The sequence below is a fragment of the Nitrospinota bacterium genome (genome assembly GCA_035528715.1).
Taxonomy (GTDB): Bacteria; JADFOP01; JADFOP01; order DATKYB01; family DATKYB01; genus DATKYB01.
Genome location: DATKYB010000130.1, coordinates 17865 through 37159, shown reverse-complemented (window position 1 = coordinate 37159; position 19295 = coordinate 17865). Strand labels below are relative to the sequence as shown.

The window sequence follows — 19295 nt, the reverse complement described above, 5'->3', positions numbered from 1 at the left end:
TCAAAATGGTCGGGACGAGAGGATTTGAACCTCCGACCCCCTGCTCCCGAAGCAGGTGCGCTAACCAGGCTGCGCTACGCCCCGACATTCTATTCATGTTTCCAAGCATGGTTCCCAATTAACTTTACAAAAACACATCCACTAAGATTAGATGTTTTAATTCCTTCTTCATTTTTAACAACCTTTATCAGGTTCTGAGAAAATGAACCTCCTACTGGAATAACCATCCTTCCATTAATCGCTAGTTGGTCAACAAGTGTTTCTGGAATATTTGGAGAGGCTGCTGTAACCATAATTACATTAAAAGGGGCCTCTTCTTTCCATCCATATGTTCCATCAAAGACTTTTAAAACTGTGTTGTGATATTTCAATTTATCTAGGTTTTTTCTTGCCTTTATAGAAAGGGATTTTATTCTCTCAATGGAATATACCTTTATAGCTAATTCAGCAAGTATTGCTGTCTGATATCCGGATCCAGTCCCTATTTCAAGAACCTTCTCATCTCCCGCTAATTTTAAGGCTTCTGTCATTAATGCTACGATATAAGGCTGCGAGATTGTTTGTTTCTCACCAATAGGTAACGGATAATCACCATAAGCCCTATCTCTTAATGCCTGCTCAACGAATAAATGCCTAGGAATTTTTGCCATAGCGTCTAAAACCTTTTGATCTTTAATTCCTCTATTTATCAGTTGATCTCTAACCATTTTGTTTCTGGCTACTGAATATTCCATTTATCTAAATTCTCTTAATAAATTAAAAAGAACGTATCGGATACTTACTAATCATCTGTATAATTTTCTTTAATTCTCTAAAAACTTTTTATTATGATTAATTAATTATGGAAAGTATCTGTTAAGCCAGCAAAACAACTAAATTATATATGAAATTTCCACTCTTTTAGCAGCTTTGAATAAGCCTCATAATTAGTTAGATCAAGATGAAGGGGGGTTATGGAAATTTCATCATTCTGGATTGCAAACATATCTGTATCTTCTTCAAGACTCCATTTTCGATTATTGCTGCCTATCCAATAATACTTTTTATTTCTTGGATCAACTTTTTCTACAATGGTATCTCCGTAAATACTCTTTCCCTGTTTAGTAATTCTAACTCCTTTCAACTCTTTAAGAGGCTTATTAGGAATATTTACATTTAATAGTGTATTTTTCGGTAATCCTTTCTTCAACACATAACTTGCTAGTTCTAATGTAAATTCTGCAGCTGTCGAGAAATGAAAATTATTTTTTGAAACTAGAGAAACAGCAATCGATGGGATCCCTAATAAGGTTCCTTCCATTGCTGCAGAAACCGTTCCAGAATATGTAACATCATTTCCCAAATTTCCTCCTTTATTTATTCCAGAAATAAGAATATCAGGCTTTTTTCTTTTTAGAATAAAGTTTAGACCAATATTAACACAATCTGCTGGTGTTCCGTTAATTGAAAACCAGTTGTTCTTTATTTTTTCAATTCTTAGTGGGGAATCTAATGTTAGGGAATGCCCTACTACACTTCTTTCTCTATTAGGAGCAATGACAATGATTTTACCAAGGTTTTTTAGCGAGTCGTGTAGGAATTTTAATCCCTCAGAATTTATACCGTCATCATTTGATAAAAGTATCTTCAAAATTTTATTCCTCAATAGATAAAAAGCCTACCCTTCGGGCAGACTCTTTATCTCTCCAGCTTTCTGCTAAAATAAAATGGTCGGGGCGAGAGGATTTGAACCTCCGACCCCCTGAACCCCATTCAGGTGCGCTAACCAGGCTGCGCTACGCCCCGCCCTAATCGATGTCAATTAATACAGCGGTTTACTCTTTATTTTTTATCTAAGATACGAAAAATTGAAACTAAATCATTTTTTAAATTATATATTAATCTTTTATATAATTGTTCTTGATCAATGTTTAAGGTCATTTGACGAGCTGTTTTCTTGGAATCGTCTAATATCTTCTTTTTTGCACCAGCAATCGTATATCGCTCATCATATAAAAGTCTCTTTATCTCTAGAATTCTCTCTAGATCCTTTTTCTGATAGACTCTTTGACCCACTCTGTTTTTTTCAGGACGAATAATAGGAAACTCGGATTCCCAATATCTAAGGATATATGGTTTAATACCTGTAATTTTTGCTACTTCTCCAATCTTAAAGAATAATTTTTCAGGAATATGGGTCATGACAATTTCAATTTATATTTAAAGGAAAAATATAATATCTATTTAGAATGGTTTACCCTATCCTTTAGTATCTGACTTGCTTTAAAGCTCAGGACCTTTCTAGGGGAAATCATAATCTCTTGTCCAGTCTTTGGATTCCTGCCAATCCTTTGGTTTTTACTATGGATATTAAAAGTTCCAAGTCTTGAAATTTTAACGTTCTCTCCTTTCTCTAAGGTCTCTTTTATAATATTGAATATGATTTCTACAGCCTCTTCTGCTTCGTGTCTCGAAAAACCGATCCTTTCATAAACAGAGTTTATAATATTGGTTTTTATCATTTTAATAAGGCTCCTCTTTCTTGTTTTTATTTTTCTTCTTTTTTCTCACCTTTTTCCTTAATTATTACTTCTGAAATATGACCGGGTACCTCTTCATAATGAGAAAATTCCATAGTAAAAGCACCTCTTCCTCCCGTCATAGACGTTAAGTTGGAGGAATAACTCAATATTTCTGCCATCGGCACCTGAGCTTTGATTTTCTGGTTACTATTCATCGAATCAACACCTGAAATTTTTCCTCTCTTGGAATTCAAATCTCCAATGATATCACCCATATATTCTTCAGGAACCACTACTTCGATATTCATAATGGGTTCAAGGAGTACCGGATTTGCTTGAAGAACCCCTTTTTTAAATGCAAGCGAACCCGCTATTTTAAAGGCCATTTCTGATGAATCAACGGAATGAAACGAACCGTCATAAAGGGTTACCTTAACATCAACAACAGTGTATCCAGCTAATGCTCCTTGTCCCATAGCTTCTACGATACCCTTTTCAACAGCAGGAACATATTGTCTTGGAATCACTCCACCAACTATCTTGTTAACAAATTCAAAACCCTTTCCTCTTGGAAGAGGCTCTATCTCTATCCGGGTATCACCATATTGCCCTCTTCCACCTGACTGTTTCTTATATTTCCCTTGAACCTTGCATGATTTTCTAATTGTCTCTTTATAGGGAACCTTAGGTGTCTTCATATTAACTTCAACACCAAATTTCCTCTTTAGTTTTTCCACGATAACTTCTAGATGGATTTGTCCCATACCAGAAATCGTAAGCTCTTTTGTCTGACTGTCTCTTTCCACTTTTAATGTAGGATCCTCTTCTTTTAACTTCGTAAGGGCTGTACTTACCTTTTCTTCGTCTCCTTTTGATTTTGGGACAATAGCAAAAGAGATTACTGAATCAGGGAATTTTATCGGTTCAAAGATTATAGGCTTTTTTTCATCGCAGAAAGTATCACCAGTTACGGTTGTTTTTAATTTGGCTACTGCAGCAAAATCCCCAGCACTTATTGAAGAAACTGGCTTCTGGTTTTTCCCTAACATAGCATAAATCTGACCTATCCTCTCTTGTGTTTTTTTGGTCGAGTTAAGCACTGTTGAATCAGAAGTGAGTTGACCCGAAAATACTCTAAAGAAGTTCAGCTTCCCTGCATAGGGATCTGTAATTGTCTTAAATACAAAGGCTGAAAAGGGTTCCTGTTCAGAAGGATTTTTAGAAACAACCTCGTTATTTTTAGGATCAGTCCCTTTTATTTCTGGTCTCTCATTTGGTGATGGTAAACATTCAACTATTAAATCAAGGAGAGGTTGAACCCCCATATTTTTAATAACGCATCCACAAACAACAGGAACAATCTTACCGTTAATAATCCCTTCCCTTAATGATTTTTTTATTTCTGTATCATCTAATTCCTCTCCCTCAAGATATTTTTCTAAAAGTTTATCATTTATTTCTGCTGAGGCTTCAATAAGCTTTTCTCTCTGTTCGTTTGCCTTTTCTAAAAGCTCTTTTGGTATCTCTTCTTCACTAACCTTATTGCTAACCCCATCAAATTTTAATACCTTCATCTTAATCAAATCTATGATACCATTAAAATTAACGCCTTGATTTACAGGGATTTGTAAGGGAACAATATTTTGATTAAAGGATTTGCTCAAATTCTCTATATTTCCAAAAAAATCAGCTCTTTCTTGGTCGATTTTATTTAGAAAAACGATTCTGGGAAGATTTAATTCATTGGCCTTATTCCAAATTTTCTCTGTCTGAACACCTACACCATCTGTTGCACTCACCACTACTACCAAACCATCTACTACTCTTAAAGATCCCTCAGTATCACTAAAAAAATTTGCATTTCCTGGAGTATCTAAGATATTAATTTTGTACTTATTCCAGTTACAGTATCCTAACGACAAATTTATTGTCGTTTGTCTTGATATCTCATCAGCGTCATAATCCATTATGCTCGAACCATTATTTACTTTGCCAAGCCTATCAACAGCTCCAGCATCGTAGAGTATTGCATCACTTAGAGATGTTTTCCCTGTTCCTCCATTCCCAACAATACTAACATTTCTAATCTTGATAACTTCAGCCATTGTCAACGTTCCTCCTGACGATATTTTCTAGGATTTAAGTTTTTGGAGACTTAGAAGTAAGACAATCCTTAATTATCATTTTAAAAATTTTTTGTCAAGATACTAAATTATTTTTATTAATAAAATTTATATTTACCTTCTATCCCTTAATAATATTCTTAAGGGTGTTCCGAAGAACCCAAATTCATTTCTTAACCCATTTTCAATATATCTCATATAAGAAAAATGAATTCCTTTTGAATAATTGACAAAGATTAAAAAGGTTGGTGGACCGGATTTTATTTGTGTTGAATAATAAAACTTTACGGCTTTTCCTCTGTATGAAGATGGATGTCTCTTGTCCCATATCTTTTTAATAATACGGTTTAATTTACTAGTGCTTAATTTTTTGTTATATTCTTTAAAAATTTCTTCAATAAGAGGAAAAAGCTTATTTATCCTCTGGCCTGTCTCGGCTGAAACAAAAATAACAGGAGCAAAAGAAAGATATTTTAATTTATTCTTAATTTCTGTTGTATAAGCTCCTGTTGTTTTATTATCTTTTTCAACCAAATCCCATTTGTTAACTACGATAATACATGCCTTACCTGCCTCGTATGCATAGCCTGCAATTTTTGTATCTTGAGCTGTGATTCCATCAGTTGCATCTATTAAGATCAAAGCAATATCAGATCTTTCTAAGCTTTTTAAAGCCATAATTACACAGTATTTTTCAAGAACGTTTGTTACTCTTCCCTTTCTTCTAATCCCAGCTGTATCAATAAATAAAAATTCCTTCTCATCTCTTTTGAAATATGTATCTATTGAATCCCTTGTTGTTCCTGGAGATTTATCAACAAGAACCCTTTTTTCATTTATGATCTTATTTATTAGGGAAGATTTGCCTACGTTTGGCCGTCCAACAACAGAGACCCTTATATATGTATCAGGATATTTTATTTCCTTATAATCCGGTAAGAAATTACATACTGTGTTTAAAAGATCACTAATCCCAATTGAATGTTCCGCTGATATTGCTAAGAGTTGATCTGTTCCCAGTTTATAGAAATCATAAACCCTTTCTTTGTGTTTCGAGTCATCGATTTTATTTATTGAAACAACAATTGGTTTCTCAGTTTTTCTAAGAAAATTAAAAATCTCTATGTCATCATTTGTGATTCCTGTTTTACCATCGCAGAGAAATATGATAATATCAGATTCATCAATTGCTAATTGAGCCTGTTCTTTAACTTGCATCAAGATATTATCTTTCGAGACAGGCTCAAAACCTCCTGTATCTATTAAAATAAAATCTTTTCCCTCAAAAGAGGCTCTATTGTAGTTTCTATCTCTAGTAAGTCCTTCAGTATCATTGACAATGGCCTTTCTTTGACCAATAATCTTATTAAATAGAGCCGATTTACCAACATTAGGTCTTCCGACTATAGCTACTACAGGAATTTCTTTTTTGTTTTTTTTCATAATTTCAAAGAGGGTTTTAATCAGGAATAATTTTTACCTTGCTGCTCGTAAATCTTTCTTAGTTTCACTCATATAATTCTGGATACCTATAAATATGGCTTCTGCTATACGCTGCTTATATCTCTCGTTCCTCAACATTTTCTCTTCTTTTCTATTGCTTATGAAGAGAGTCTCTATAAGAACACTCGGCATTTCTGCGCCAAATAGAACATAAAAAGGGGCCGCTTTAGCGCCTCGATTTTTCAATTTTCGATAATTAGAATCAAGACTCAAAATCAATGACTCTTGAACATGATTTGCCAAGAGAATAGATTCATTATAATAATTGGTTTTTTTAAGATCATACAAAATTGCTTGAAGGTCATCCTTCAATAAAAAAGGAGCGTTATTTTCTCTGGAAGCAATCTCTAGGACTTCTTCATTAAAAGTATAGTCAAGAAAATAGGACTCAACACCCATAGCGCCCCTTCTTCTGCTGGCATTAGCATGTAAAGAAATAAATAGGTCAGCATTTAAAGTATTTGCAATAGCTGTTCTTTCTTCTAATGAAAGATAAACATCTTTTTCTCTTGTTAAGATAACTTTATAGTTCGTTTTTTTTCTCATTATTTTTTTCAGTCTCTTAGCAATATCTAAAACAACTGTTTTTTCCTCAAGACCATTATATCCAATAGCCCCAGGATCTTTACCTCCGTGCCCGGGATCAATAACAATTGTCTTTATATAATGTTTTACTGTCAATTCTTCTCTTTTCTTTCTAGGGAGAGCATCCTCTTCTTTTCTCTTTTCAGTAACTACCTCATCCTTAACACAGCCTCCTTTAACATCAATGACTATTCTAAAAGGATTCTCGAGAACAAAGATTTTATATCTATTTATATTATTAATATCTATAACTACCCTGGTTATCTCTGCTGTATGGTGACTTAATCTTATGCTTTTTAAAAGGCTGTCTCCGATTTTTATGAAATGTTTTTTTACTTCTGGTCCTAATCTTGTATTTAAGAGATCAAGGTAGATTCTGTCTGGGTTCTTCAGTTGAGATTCTTTATAGGTAACTTTGTTATCTAAATCAATGACGATTCGAGTATATTTTGGGTTTGACCAATGACGAACACCTTTTATTTGGCTCAATCCCTCTTTTTTCTCTAAAGAAGCTTTATTTGAATAGAACTGCTTAATCTCTCTTAATCTTATTTTTGCTGAGGTATATTTATCCCCTTTAGGATAATTATTTACTATCTTTCTATAAGCTGAATCAGCACTGGAATAGTCCTTTTCATAAAGAAAAAATGCTTCTCCTATCAAAAAAAGGGAATCATCTGATAGGTTGCTTTTAGGAAATTCTTGGTAGACCTTTTGATAGTATTTTACTGCATTCTTTAAGTCATCCTTGTTTCCAGCTCTTCTATAAAGCTCTGCGTAAAGACTTCCAATTGAGAATAGAGAATCATCAGCTAAAGAACCTCTAGGATTTTTATTAAAAACTTCTTTAAATAGACCTATTGTACGATCCCAACTCTGTCTATTTATCTTTTCTATAGGAGATGAGGTCATCAGTTTGTGATATCTCCTTTTAGCAATCTCATAAGTCTTCTCTGGTGAGAGATCAGCATTTGAGGGAACAGTAATTAGCAAGAAAAAGATGGAGAAAAACAACAATAAAATGTTTTTTAAAGACTTCATAAACCGAATTCTAAACGCTGATAAAATATTGATTTATTGACATTTTATTACAGAAAAAAAATATGTCAAGAAAAAGAGTTTTTTAAACATAAAGCTTTTTTGGAACTGAAAAAACTACTTTAAATTTTCGATTAATTTCAAACTCAGGCTTATTATCTATTATGCCCCCTATTCCTAAATTTGAGTTGACATATATCCTCCGCATTATTATTTTATGGAATATATAGTGTTATTGAAGGTTTTTTAGCCAACACATCATCATCGCAAAATATTTATTTGGTTTGTCTTTCTGAAAGGAAAAAATAAATATGTCAATGGCAAAAGATTGTAGTTTATCAAATCAAATGGCAAAAGTGGCTAGTTGGCCAGTTTTCCCTTGTAGTCGGCACTAAAATCCTTTCATGGTTCTAAATACCAATCTTCTACTTTTTTATCTCTTGTATAGATCCATCCAACAGGTAATAACTGATGATGTCTCTCATACTGGTCAATAATCGTAACTTTTACTTTTATCTCTAAGCGCTCAGAACTCACAACAGCTTCTTTTGGAACGCTAAAATGCCCTCGAATAAGAAAACGTGGGTTTAAATTCCATTTCTTCTTTCCAGAATAATATTCTTCAGTTTCTGGCCAACCTAAGTCTTTATTTCCTAATAGTATTTGAGCATTAACTAAGACATTTACAGGTAGGGAATCCCCCATATGCCAAATTTTAAAGCCAACATCGGGCAAACGACGTCTCTGGTTATTAGGCAGCACCTGAGTAATTTTATAATGGATCGGAGGAACAAGATGGCGAGTTTGTTCCTCATAGATTTGATCTCGACGTGCTTTAAGCTCTTTTGGCCGATATTTATTGCCTAGAGGATGCTCTTTATTATATCTACCAATTTCACTGTGACACTCAAAACATAGTGGTATAGCATTATCAATATCAGCAGATCCTTTTTCAATATGTGCGATTTCAATATTCGCTCCGCAGGCTTTTCCGCATAGACAACAATGACGATTACACCAAAGGAGACATTTTACTTTATCTTGTTCGCTAAAATCATCTGACATTTCTATATCCTCCTATCCTTCATTAGTAACTATAATATATTATAAATTATATAATAATAAGAAAAAAATGAGTTTTTGCAATGGGAAGTCTTGACAGGGTGTTACCAAAAGATTTATAAAGCCATTATCTTTTAATATTTTTGTTTAAACAAAAACCTTTACATAAAATTTTAATCTTTCAGGAAACCATATCATGTATGATTCATTAATCAATCATTATACTCAGTTGCTAAAACCTATATTTCCTCCAGATGCAGATTTCTTAAGCGAAGAAACAACTGAAGATGCTATTATTATTAAGGTGTGCTGGTATCTTGGCAGTGACCCAGATCGTAAACACAAGCGCTCCCGGCCAATCAAAATCATAATCCCTCGAGAAACAATTGAGGACCACAATCTTGAAAACGATAGTGATCGAAAAAATGCAGACAAAAAGATTTTTAACTTTGTAAAAAATAAATATAAAAATTTCAACCCAAATCATGATTTTCCGCAACAAGAAGTACCTCCAGCCGTGGAATGGATAATAAGTTCTGACTTAATCTAAAAATTTTTGATCAGGACCTCCTTCCTGGGTTTGGATCTGGAGTCGTCAACCGGCCTCGTATGAAATAAAGGTTCCTTATCCTCCATCTGATGCTTTCAGACCGATTAAGTCGGAGGTACATCTGGTTGGTATAAATATAACTGGCTCTGGTATCTGAGAGGATTTTTAGATCAGATTTTAGGGGGTGTTGGAACAAGGCGGGGGCGCCGCAATCCAAAATCTTTATTACTTGGTGATACTGTTGATTTTTGGCGTGTTGAAGCAATCGACAGAATCGCCTTCTCAGATTAAATGCCGAAATGAAGCTTCCTGGACGAGGCTGGCTGCAATTTGAAGTCGAAAAGGATAAAACCGGTTCGATTATTTGGCAGACATTAATCTTTGATCCTATAGGCATTCTCGGATTACTTTATTGGTATCCTCTTTACCCAATACACAAGTTGATATTAAAAGGAACGCTTAATGGAATTGCTAAATCCATTAGAGAACAATAGAATGTAGGATAATAGAATTTTCTTTTATTTATTTCTCATTTGTTTTTATCCAAAAAGCAATATATATTTGAATAAATAAACTTTTTATGGAGAAATAACAATGAAGCTTAGCGAATATTTTGAAAATAAAAAAGGTCTTGGCGTAATCGCTACAGCAGATTCAGATGGAAGAGTGGATGCTGCGGTTTATGCAAGGCCTCATTTTATTGATGAAGAGACTATTGCTTTTATCATGCTTGAGCGCTTGACCCATAAGAATCTCCAGTCAAACCCTCATGCCGCATACCTTTTTATGGAAGGGGGGGATAAATACATAGGCAAAAGGCTTTATCTCACAAAAATTAGAGAGGAGAAGAATAGCGAATTTATCGATACTCTTAGAAGAAGAAAGGATTACAAAGAATATAAAGATACGACAAGATATCTTGTCTATTTTAGAATTGATAAGGTTTTACCTCTTGTTGGAGACAAAGAATAATATTGGATTCTTCTATGGCATATCAAGTTTGTAATTTAAAAAAAGAATATTATTATTTTAAATAGGAAAGAAAGTTTTTTTAATTTCTTTTCCTACCCCTCCTAAAGTCCCATGATAGAAATATCTGGGGCTTTTTGTTTAAAGAAATAATAGATTATCTAAAGATAATAAAAGCACCTTTGATCTTTTGTCTATGTTCTGTCTTAATATATAAAAAAAGGGAATTAAAAAAAGGAAAGAAGGATTGAAAAATTAATTTATCAAACTGGTGAGAGAATAAACTAATTTTAATGTCTTTCCCATTGTTTATCCCACGATTTCATAATTCTTATGTATTCTTCTATGAGAGACTGTTGATAGCGATCTTCCTTAAATTCTATAGCAATGTGATACTCCTCACTACTTTTCTTTTCGCACCGAACTACTCTGCCAGAAATATTTATTACAGTATTAATACTCGGTAACAAAAGACCAACATAAATTTCTGAATCCTTCATATAGGGCTTGCTAGAGATAAATTTTGCTCCTACAGCAGAAACATCACAGATTTTTCCTCTGAGCTCTGTTTTATGCTCACCATTTATAGGATATACATCTATAAAAGCTGAACGTAAAGTTATTCTCGGTGCTCTACGTCTCTCTTTTTGTCCTATTGTCTTCATCGTTTATAAATGACAAATTTTAAAAATTAAACATAGTCTTACAACTATTTATCGGCAAACTTCTTTATAACTTTAATATGATAATTTAAGGTAGTTTGAATGAGTTTAGCAGAGTGAAATGATATGAGTCATACTCAAGGTTAAGGAAACAAGAGATAACAGGGCTAACTATAATTAAAATAGATATTTATGAAAAAAATATTAAAAATTATTTCCCGTTATTTTTTGCTATTTTTAATTACTTTGTTAGAAAAGTGTTAGAAAATGACAAAAAAATGGCCTACCGATATCAGCAAGCCATTGATTTTATTGGTAGCGGGGGCTGGATTCGAACCAGCGACCTTTGGGTTATGAGCCCAACGAGCTACCAGACTGCTCCACCCCGCGATAATTCTAAACGATTGATATTATTTTATTATCAAATGGTTGTCAAGGAATTTTTATGTCTCTTTTAGGTTTCTTTTCATCTTCCTTTTCGTCAACAAATTCGTAAACCTTTTCCTTTGGTTTTACAAGCCCAAGCTCTTCTCTGGCAAGCTTTTCTATGTAATAGGGATCTGTTTTTAGTTGATGAATCTCTTTTCTAATCCTATTATTCTCTTTTTCTAACAGCTGAATCTCCTTCTTCATAGCATCCACCCTATTATTCATCTGAAAAACCTTCATTATACCTTGTGAACCAAATATAGAGACATAGATAAGAGATAAAAAAAAGCAAAGGGTTAAAATGAAAGGAATGTTAAATCTTTTGTTATTTTTTTTTCTATTATCCATTTTGGAAAATTAGATAATTTATTGAATATTGTAAAATACCCCTTTACCTTTAAATATGGCTATATCTCCGAGTTCCTCCTCTATTCTTATTAATTGATTATATTTAGAAACCCTATCAGTCCGAGAAAGGGAGCCTGTTTTAATCTGACCTGTATTATAAGCCACTGCCACATCGGCAATGGTAACATCTTCTGTTTCTCCTGACCTGTGTGATACTACAGCAGTATATCCGTTTCTTTTAGCCATCTCTATAGCATCTAAAGTTTCGGTCAGCGTTCCAATCTGATTTAATTTAATTAATATCGAGTTTGCAATACCTTTCTTAATACCCTCTTGAAATATCTTTGTATTGGTTACAAAGATATCATCTCCAACAATCTGAATCTTTTTACCAAGTTCCTGAGTTAATAACTTCCACCCATCCCAATCATTCTCAGCAAGCCCGTCTTCTACGGAAATAATTGGATATTTTTTTATCATGCCTTTATAAAATTCTATCATTTCTTCAGATGACTTTTTAGGTTTTTTTTCTGCAGACAAGATATATTCTCCATCTTTATAGAATTCACTCGCAGCAGCGTCTATTGCTAGATAGATGTCTTCTCCTGGTTTATATCCCGACTTCTCAATTCCTTTTAGAATTAATCCAAAAGCCTCTTCGTTTGAACGAAGATTAGGTGCAAAACCTCCTTCATCTCCTACAGCGGTATTATATTTTTTTTCTGAAAGAACCTTCTTTAGGTTATGAAATACCTCTGAGCCCATTCTCACAGCTTCTGATAAGCTCTCTGCCCCTAATGGCATTATCATATATTCTTGGAGATCAAGATTATTGTCAGCATGGGAACCCCCATTGAGAATATTCATCATAGGCACAGGAAGCTCTTTTGCGTTGGCTCCTCCTATGTATTGATAGAGAGGTAGCCCCAAGTCCTGGGCTGCTGACTTAGCAATTGCCAGCGATACCCCCAAAATGGCATTGGCACCTAAATTTGATTTGTTCTCTGTACCATCTAAGCTTAAAAGGAGATTGTCTATAAAGACCTGATCTGCAGGATCGAGCCCAACCATCTCTTCAGCTATCTTGTTGTTTATATTTTCAACAGCTTTTTTAACGCCTTTACCGAGATAGCGTTTTTTATCCCCATCTCTTAATTCAATGGCTTCTCTCTCACCAGTGGATGCCCCTGAAGGAACTGAAGCCCTTCCCAGTATTCCATTTTCTAAAATTACATCAACTTCAATTGTAGGATTGCCGCGAGAGTCAATGATTTCTCTTCCGATAACTTCTGTAACTTTTGACATAAGCCACCTTTCTAATTTATTTTTATTTAAAAAATTATATTATATCTTTTCTTAGAATTATTCAACCCGTTTTTTAAAAAAGCTTCTAAAGAGATTTTAGCGCAGTGAGGTTTGCAGAGAGGGTTTTTTCTATATCTTGATATGAGTGGGCCGTAGAGACAAATCCCGCTTCAAATTGTGAAGGAGCGATACTTACCCCCTGATCTAGCATTGAATGAAAATATTTTGCAAAGCGTCTTGTGTCAGACTTCTTGGCTGCCTCATAATCAAACACCTCTTCTTTATTGAAAAACATGCAAAACATCGATCCGACTCTTGTAAAATATGCAGGAATCCCTACCTTTTTTGAATTTTCACTCATGCCTTTACAGAGGACTTCTGCCTTTTTATCCAATTCATTATATATCTCTTTATTGCTTGATAAGATCTTTAATGTTTTAAGACCAGCAGTAATCGCAATGGGATTTCCTGAAAGGGTTCCTGCTTGGTAAACAGGGCCCAATGGTGAGATATGCTCCATGATATCTTTTCTTCCACCATAGGCTCCAACAGGTAGACCCCCTCCTATGATTTTTCCAAGGCATGTTAAATCAGGCATGACATTATAAAACTCCTGTGCTCCACCGTAGGATACTCTAAATCCCGTTATCACCTCGTCAAAGATGAATACGATATCATAATCTTTGGTCAATTTTCTCAGTCCTTGGAGAAAGTCCTTCTTTGGAGGAATGACACCCATGTTTCCAGCAATAGGTTCAACAATAATGCATGCAACATCTTTTCCTATCTTTTCTAACACATCTTTTAGAATTTCAATATTATTATAAGGTAGAGATATGGTGCTCTTGACCAAATCCTGAGGAACACCTGAGCTGTCTGGAATCCCAAAAGTAGATGCGCCAGAACCTGCTTGTACTAATAGGTTATCTGCATGTCCATGATAACACCCATTGAATTTTATAATCTTATCTCTCTTTGTGAAACCCCGAGCCAACCGAATAGCGCTCATCGTGGTTTCTGTACCTGAATTTACTAACCGAACCATATCGATTGAGGGAACAGCTTCGATAATCATCTTAGCCATTTTCACCTCTAAATGAGTCGGAGCTCCAAAACTCGTTCCTTTATCAGAGACTTCCTTAATGGCAGAGATAACTTCTGGATGGGCATGACCAAGAATCATTGGTCCCCAAGAACCAACATAGTCGATATATTCGTTTCCATCGATATCATATATCTTAGAGCCAAAGCCTCTTTCGATAAATAGAGGTGTCCCTCCCACTGCCTTAAAAGACCGAACAGGGCTGTTAACGCCTCCTGGTATGTATCTCTGGGCAATATGAAACAAATCTTGAGATTTTTTCCCCATAGTTAAAATAACCCTTAAATATATTTACCTATGATGATTTCTAAATTCTTTTTAGTTTTTTCAGGGATGGATTCTTTTGAAGTGAGGATTGTGTGTTTTAATGCTTCAGAACAAATACATGTTCTCTTATCAGAAATCATTTTGACGGCCTTTTTAATAATGGACTTTGCCGTGTTAATGTTTTTGTTCATAATCTCCAATACCGCATCAATCTTTACATCTTCTTCGGATTCGTGCCAACAATCAAAGTCGGTAACAAGGGCAACAGTTGCATAGCAGATTTCTGCTTCTCTAGCTAGCTTTGCCTCAGGTATATTCGTCATTCCTATGATATCTACACCCCAGGCTCGATAGGTTTTTGACTCAGCCCTTGTAGAAAACTGGGGACCTTCAATACAAAGATACGTCCCTCCTTTATGGATTTTAGCCCCTATCTTCTCTCCTGCTTTAAATAAGATAGAGCTAAGATCAGGGCAAACTGGGTCAGCAAAGGGGACATGAGCAACAACCCCGTCTCCAAAAAATGTGTTGATTCTTTTTTTTGTTCTGTCAAAAAACTGGTCGGGAATGACTATATCTCCAGGATAGAGATTTTCTTTCATGCTACCTACCGCGCTTACGGATATTATCCACTCTGCTCCTAATTCTTTCATACCGTATATATTTGCACGAAAGTTCAGCTCAGATGGCAATATTCTATGACCAGTGCCGTGTCTTGGGAGGAAAACAACATCTGCTCCATCTAAGGAACCAATAATAAAGCTGTCTGATGGATCACCGAAGGGGGTGCTTAGGTTTTTTTTCTCAATAACCTCTAAACCTTCCATCTTATAGAGGCCGCTTCCGCCTATCACACCAATTTTGGCTCTTGACATTTAAAGTTCTCCAAAAAATTATAAGAGGCCATCTCTAATTATTACCTCGGCTATCTGTATGGCATTAAGGGCAGCGCCCTTTCTGAGATTATCAGAAACTACCCATAGATTTAATCCTTTTTCTATTGACTCATCTTCTCTGATTCGACCAACGAAAACCTCATCTTTCCCAGCAGCATCTATAGCCAAGGGATATTCTAAGTTTTTAGGGTTATCGATGACCTTGATTCCTGGAGCCTTAGATAGAGCCTCCCTTGCTTCTTCTGCAGTTATTTTTTTCTCAGTTTCGATATTTATTGATTCTGAATGGCTATGAAAAACAGGAACCCTAACCGTAGTGGCGGTTACTGCAATCGAATCATCCTCCATAATTTTCTTTGTCTCATTAACCATCTTGATCTCTTCTTTAGTATATCCACTATCAAAAAAAACATCGATGTGAGGGAGGCAGTTAAAGGCTATCTGATGAGGATACACATTACATATTACTTCTTGAAGATTGAAAATTGCTCTGGTTTGTGTCGACAATTCATCTATAGCCTTCTTTCCTGTTCCTGAGACAGCCTGATAAGTGGAAACAACCACTCGTTTTATCTTTGCAATGTCATGAATGGGTTTTAAAGCAACTACCATTTGAATCGTAGAGCAGTTAGGATTAGCGATAATCCCTTTGTGTTTAGAAATGGCGTGAGAGTTAACTTCCGGAACGACAAGAGGAACCTCAGGATCCATTCTAAAGGCGCTTGTATTATCTACAACTACTGCCCCTGCCTTAACTGCTGCTGGTGCAAACTCTTCACTTCGAGACCCACCAGCAGAAAAGAGTGCAATATCTATGTCTGAAAATGAATCTTTTGTAAGTGTCTTGACTATAAATTTTTGGCCTTTAAATTCAAGGCTTTTACCTTCCGACCTTTCGGATGCAAGGAGCCTTAAGTTCTTTACTGGAAACTTTCTTTCTTCAAGTATAGATATCATCTCGTTTCCGACAACTCCTGTTGCCCCTACTACAGCTACATTGTATTCTTTTCTTTCTTTCATTGTTATTTCATCTCCTTTATTATTTCTCCAGTTCTTCTGAAATAAGGGAACTCATTTCTCTGGTTCCGACCAAATTATCCCCTTCTTTAAATATATCCTTTGTTCTATAGCCCTTTTCTAAAACCCTTTCTACAGCATTCTCGATATCATTAGCTGCTTCTTTCTGGTCTAATGTATATCTGAGCATCATTGCTGCAGAGGTAATGGATGCAATGGGATTGGCAATATCCTTACCTTCTATGTCTGGAGCGCTTCCGTGAACAGGCTCATATACCCCTACCTTTCCTCCAATACTTGCAGAGGGAAGCATGCCTATTGAACCTGTAAGCATTGAGGCCTCATCACTCAAGATATCTCCAAAGATGTTTCCGGTAACAATAACATCAAACTGTTTTGGTTCTCTTATTAACTGCATAGCACAGTTATCAACATAGAGGTGGTTAAGTTCTATATCAGGAAACTCTTTTCCAACTTCGTTAACAACCTTTCTCCATAATACACTTGTATCGAGGACATTTGCCTTATCTACAGAGGTCAGTTTTTTGTCCCTTTTCGAAGCCAACTCAAAAGAAAGCCTTGCAATCCTCTCAATTTCATAATCGAAATATACCATGGTGTTAAAACCTCTTTCTTTCCCGTTTTTCTTCTCCACTCCTCTAGGTTCTCCAAAATAGATATCTCCTGTGAGTTCTCTCACAATCAAAATATCCAGCCCTTGGATAATCTCGTTCTTTAAAGGAGAAGCCTCCATGAGCGTTGAGTAGAGTTTAGCTGGCCTTAAATTTGCAAACAGGTCTAGTTCCTTTCGAAGCTTCAGTAACCCTTTTTCAGGACGTATAGAGTAATCTAGCTGATCCCATTTTGGTCCACCTACCGCTCCCATGAGAACCCCATCACTATCTTCGCAAGCTGAAAGCGTTTCATCAGTCAGTGGGACTCCTGTTTTATCAATGGCAGCCCCACCGATAAGGTGTTCGGTAAATTCAAAATTGATCGAATATTTTTTTTCAATGATTTTTAATATATTTACTGCTTCTTTTGTTACATCTTTTCCAATTCCATCTCCTGGCAAAACAACAATCTTATAGGTCATTTTTTCTCCTTTTCTAGACCTTCTTTTATAGATACATAAGGCATCAAGCCACCTGACGCAATCAATTTCTGCATAAAAGGTGGAAAGGGCGTTGTCAAATATTCTTCTTTTTTTGTCAAATTCTCAATCTTCCCTGCCTGAATATTGATTCTCACGATATCCCCTCTTTCAATCTTGTCTGAAGCTTCAGGACACTCAATGATGAGAAGACCTGTATTGATGGCGTTTCTATAAAAAATTCTCGCAAAGGTTTTCGCGATAACACATGATATCCCTGCAGCTTTTATTGAAACAGGGGCATGTTCTCTGGAGGAACCACAGCCAAAATTCTTGCCAGCAACAATGATATCTCCCTTTTCTATATTTTTTACGAAATCCTTATCTATGTTCTCCATGCAGTGTTTCGCGAGTTCAGACGGATCAGATGTATTTAAATACCTTGCCGGGATGATTACATCTGTATCGATATTTGAACCAAACTTCCATGCTTTTCCTTTTATTTGCACCCTGACCTCCTGTTATTTATTGACAACTTCTTCTGGGCTAGCTATTCTTCCCATAACAGCAGATGCCGCGGCAACTGCTGGATTAGAAAGATAGACTTCGCTCTTGGGATGTCCCATCCTGCCCACAAAATTTCTGTTTGTAGTAGCAATAGCCCTCTCTCCTTCAGCCAAAACTCCCATATGTCCTCCAAGACATGGGCCACATGTGGGAGGGCTGATAATCGCCTTGGCATCCAAAAAAATATCAAAGAGTCCCTTTTTCATTGCCTGACGATAGATCTCTGGAGTAGCAGGAATGATGATTAACCGGACATTGCTATTCACTTTCTGTCCTTTTAAAACTTTTGCTGCTTCTTCTAAATCGGAGAGCCATCCATTCGTGCAAGAACCGATTACTGCCTGATCAATCGGAATATCTCCTACCTCATTGATCGGTTTTGTATTTTCAGGAAGGTGGGGAAAAGCAACCTGGGGTTCTATATCTTCCCCTTTAAACTCATAGACCTTAGAGTAGTTTGCATCAGAGTCGCTCTGGTATATCTTGAATTTCCTTTTCGCCCTGTTCTTAACATATTCGAGGGTTATTTCATTTGGTTCAATAATACCGTTCTTTGCGCCAGCCTCAACAGCCATATTTGTCATCGTGAATCTTCCTTCCATGGGCATTGACGTAATGATATCTCCTGTAAACTCCATGGATTTATACAAAGCACCATCAACCCCAATCTTCCCAATAGTATAAAGAATCAAATCTTTTCCAGAGACCCACTTTTTTAGCTTTCCGTTAAATATAAATTTTATAGATTCAGGAACCTTAAACCAGGTTTCCCCAGTAATCATGGCAGCTGCTAGGTCTGTACTCCCTATTCCTGTAGAAAAAGCACCTAAGGCTCCATACGTACATGTATGAGAATCTGCACCAATGACTATATCTCCTGGAAGAACCAGACCTTTTTCTGGTAAAAGGGCATGTTCAATGCCTACCTCACCCCCTTCATAGAGGTTGATAAGCTCGTGTTTTTTTGCAAATTCTCTAACCATCTTGCACTGTATAGCTGAATTGATATCCTTATTGGGTGTGAAATGATCAAGGACAAATATAATTCTCTCTTTATTAAATACCTTTTTTGCACCGGCCTTTTCAAATTCTTTAATAGCTAAAGGAGCAGTGATATCATTTCCAAGAGTAATGTCTAACTTGACATTAATTAACTCACAAGGTCTTACCTCTTGTTTATCAGAATGAGCCGCTAGTATTTTTTCGGATATTGTCATCCCCATTTCTTATTCTCCAGTTTATTAATTAAGTGTTAAAACGAAGTTTTCAAATATATTT

At 35.6% G+C, this 19295-nt stretch carries 20 protein-coding genes and 3 tRNA genes; 3 read left to right on the top strand and 20 right to left on the bottom strand.

The window, feature by feature from the left end:
• Nucleotides 1–6 precede the first annotated feature (6 nt).
• From VMW81_09345 to VMW81_09300, 10 genes are all read right to left on the bottom strand, one after another.
• A tRNA-Pro gene (locus VMW81_09345) sits at nt 7–84 on the bottom strand.
• A 5-nt stretch (nt 85–89) separates the two neighbouring features.
• The gene (locus VMW81_09340; GenBank protein ID HUU51142.1) at nt 90–734 is read right to left on the bottom strand and encodes a protein-L-isoaspartate(D-aspartate) O-methyltransferase; all 645 of its coding nucleotides are present in this window, start codon (nt 732–734) and stop codon (nt 90–92) included.
• Nucleotides 735–877: 143 nt separating this feature from the next.
• Nucleotides 878–1630: a 5'/3'-nucleotidase SurE gene (gene surE, locus VMW81_09335; protein HUU51141.1), complete on the bottom strand. Its 753-nt coding sequence runs from the start codon at nt 1628–1630 to the stop codon at nt 878–880.
• 77 nt (nt 1631–1707) lie between these two features.
• Nucleotides 1708–1785, bottom strand: a tRNA-Pro gene (locus tag VMW81_09330).
• Nucleotides 1786–1821: 36 nt separating this feature from the next.
• On the bottom strand, nt 1822–2181 hold the full coding sequence (locus tag VMW81_09325; GenBank protein ID HUU51140.1) for a MerR family transcriptional regulator: 360 nt from the start codon (nt 2179–2181) through the stop codon (nt 1822–1824).
• A 38-nt stretch (nt 2182–2219) separates the two neighbouring features.
• Nucleotides 2220–2501: an integration host factor subunit alpha gene (locus tag VMW81_09320; GenBank protein HUU51139.1), complete on the bottom strand. Its 282-nt coding sequence runs from the start codon at nt 2499–2501 to the stop codon at nt 2220–2222.
• 26 nt (nt 2502–2527) lie between these two features.
• Nucleotides 2528–4606, bottom strand: a complete 2079-nt coding sequence (fusA, locus tag VMW81_09315; protein HUU51138.1) for an elongation factor G — start codon at nt 4604–4606, stop codon at nt 2528–2530.
• A 132-nt stretch (nt 4607–4738) separates the two neighbouring features.
• Nucleotides 4739–6067 (bottom strand): ribosome biogenesis GTPase Der, encoded by a 1329-nt coding sequence (der, locus tag VMW81_09310; protein ID HUU51137.1) that lies wholly within the window; start codon nt 6065–6067, stop codon nt 4739–4741.
• Between the two features lie 33 nt (nt 6068–6100).
• A complete protein-coding gene (locus VMW81_09305; GenBank protein ID HUU51136.1) occupies nt 6101–7753 on the bottom strand; it encodes an N-acetylmuramoyl-L-alanine amidase in 1653 nt (550 codons plus the stop codon).
• A 399-nt stretch (nt 7754–8152) separates the two neighbouring features.
• The gene (locus tag VMW81_09300; protein ID HUU51135.1) at nt 8153–8815 is read right to left on the bottom strand and encodes a hypothetical protein; all 663 of its coding nucleotides are present in this window, start codon (nt 8813–8815) and stop codon (nt 8153–8155) included.
• 193 nt (nt 8816–9008) lie between these two features.
• Between VMW81_09300 and VMW81_09295 the strand changes: the two genes are divergently transcribed.
• The 3 genes from VMW81_09295 to VMW81_09285 all read left to right on the top strand — a co-directional run bounded on the left by VMW81_09295 (nt 9009) and on the right by VMW81_09285 (nt 10334).
• Entirely contained in the window at nt 9009–9362 is a 354-nt protein-coding gene (locus VMW81_09295) for a hypothetical protein (GenBank protein HUU51134.1), read from the top strand.
• A 299-nt stretch (nt 9363–9661) separates the two neighbouring features.
• The gene (locus VMW81_09290) at nt 9662–9856 is read left to right on the top strand and encodes a DUF2867 domain-containing protein (GenBank protein HUU51133.1); all 195 of its coding nucleotides are present in this window, start codon (nt 9662–9664) and stop codon (nt 9854–9856) included.
• A 100-nt stretch (nt 9857–9956) separates the two neighbouring features.
• A complete protein-coding gene (locus VMW81_09285) occupies nt 9957–10334 on the top strand; it encodes a pyridoxamine 5'-phosphate oxidase family protein (protein HUU51132.1) in 378 nt (125 codons plus the stop codon).
• A gap of 287 nt (nt 10335–10621) precedes the next feature.
• Here the strand turns inward: VMW81_09285 and VMW81_09280 are convergent, their stop codons facing one another.
• The 10 genes from VMW81_09280 to leuC form a co-directional block, all read right to left on the bottom strand.
• Complete coding sequence (locus VMW81_09280) at nt 10622–10996, bottom strand: PilZ domain-containing protein (protein HUU51131.1); 375 nt, start codon at nt 10994–10996, stop codon at nt 10622–10624.
• Between the two features lie 310 nt (nt 10997–11306).
• A tRNA-Met gene (locus VMW81_09275) sits at nt 11307–11383 on the bottom strand.
• A gap of 42 nt (nt 11384–11425) precedes the next feature.
• Nucleotides 11426–11770: a septum formation initiator family protein gene (locus VMW81_09270; GenBank protein HUU51130.1), complete on the bottom strand. Its 345-nt coding sequence runs from the start codon at nt 11768–11770 to the stop codon at nt 11426–11428.
• An 18-nt stretch (nt 11771–11788) separates the two neighbouring features.
• On the bottom strand, nt 11789–13075 hold the full coding sequence (gene eno, locus VMW81_09265; protein ID HUU51129.1) for a phosphopyruvate hydratase: 1287 nt from the start codon (nt 13073–13075) through the stop codon (nt 11789–11791).
• Nucleotides 13076–13160: 85 nt separating this feature from the next.
• Nucleotides 13161–14444, bottom strand: a complete 1284-nt coding sequence (hemL, locus tag VMW81_09260; protein ID HUU51128.1) for a glutamate-1-semialdehyde 2,1-aminomutase — start codon at nt 14442–14444, stop codon at nt 13161–13163.
• 14 nt (nt 14445–14458) lie between these two features.
• A complete protein-coding gene (gene mtnP, locus VMW81_09255) occupies nt 14459–15319 on the bottom strand; it encodes an S-methyl-5'-thioadenosine phosphorylase (GenBank protein HUU51127.1) in 861 nt (286 codons plus the stop codon).
• A gap of 18 nt (nt 15320–15337) precedes the next feature.
• Complete coding sequence (locus VMW81_09250) at nt 15338–16360, bottom strand: aspartate-semialdehyde dehydrogenase (GenBank protein HUU51126.1); 1023 nt, start codon at nt 16358–16360, stop codon at nt 15338–15340.
• Nucleotides 16361–16379: 19 nt separating this feature from the next.
• Entirely contained in the window at nt 16380–17453 is a 1074-nt protein-coding gene (leuB, locus tag VMW81_09245; GenBank protein ID HUU51125.1) for a 3-isopropylmalate dehydrogenase, read from the bottom strand.
• A complete protein-coding gene (gene leuD / locus VMW81_09240) occupies nt 17450–17959 on the bottom strand; it encodes a 3-isopropylmalate dehydratase small subunit (protein HUU51124.1) in 510 nt (169 codons plus the stop codon). The genes leuB and leuD overlap by 4 nt, the downstream gene beginning before the upstream one ends.
• Before the next feature lie 12 nt (nt 17960–17971).
• Nucleotides 17972–19240 (bottom strand): 3-isopropylmalate dehydratase large subunit, encoded by a 1269-nt coding sequence (gene leuC / locus VMW81_09235; GenBank protein HUU51123.1) that lies wholly within the window; start codon nt 19238–19240, stop codon nt 17972–17974.
• Nucleotides 19241–19295 lie beyond the last annotated feature (55 nt).